Annotated in this window: 1 protein-coding gene; it reads right to left on the reverse strand. The window is 66.4% G+C overall.

The window, feature by feature from the left end:
• A partial coding sequence (locus tag GWE18_RS41920; protein ID WP_275191306.1) for a condensation domain-containing protein occupies window positions 1-830 on the reverse strand: 830 nt, incomplete at both ends.

Consider the following 830-nt stretch of genomic DNA (forward strand, 5'->3'; position numbering starts at 1 on the left):
TCCAGCGGCAGATAGGCGCCGCCCGCCTTCAGGATCGCCAAGAGCCCCACCACCATCGCCGGGCTGCGCTCCAGGCAGATCGCCACCGGCTGATCCGGCCTGACCCCGAGTGCGATCAGATGATGCGCCAGCCGGTTGGCCCGCGCATTGAGCTCGCCATAGCTCAGGCGCTCGTCCTCATGGACGAGGGCGACCGCTTCGGGTGCGCGCCGGACCTGTTGCTCGAACAGTTCATGGATGCACCGCTCCGACGGATAGGCCGCCGCCGTCCGGTTCAACTCCTCCAGCAGATAGCTGCGTTCGTCGGCCGGCAGGATGTTGATGCGGCCGACCGGCTGCCCCGCATCGGCAGCCATCGCCCGCAGCAGCGCCAGCAGATAACCACGCTGCCGCTCGATCGTCGCCTGATCGAACAGCGCCGTGGCATAATCAAACGTTCCGGCTATGACCTCATCACACTCGCCTAGGCTCAGCTCCAGATCGAACTTGACCTGATCGAGCCCTTCCCCGGAAGCCTCCACGCTCAGCCCGGCAAGGTCGAACGACCCGACGGCGTTGTTCTGCCAGGCCAACATCACCTGGAACAGCGGCGTCTGATCGAGATGCCGTGGCGGCTGCACGATCTCGACTACCTGCTCGAACGGCAGGTCCTGATGCTCCTGCGCAGCCAGCGCCGTGCGCCGCGTCCGTTCCAGAAGCTGCGACACGCTCGGCTCGCCCGACAGCTCGAGGCGAAGCGCCAGGGTGTTGACGAAGAAGCCGATCAACCCTTCGATCTCGCGCCGGCCGCGATTGGCGCTCGGCACGCCGATCACAAGGTCGTCCTGCCC

It is taken from the genome of Bradyrhizobium sp. CSA112, from assembly GCF_029051645.1.
Classification (GTDB): Bacteria; Pseudomonadota; Alphaproteobacteria; order Rhizobiales; family Xanthobacteraceae; genus Bradyrhizobium.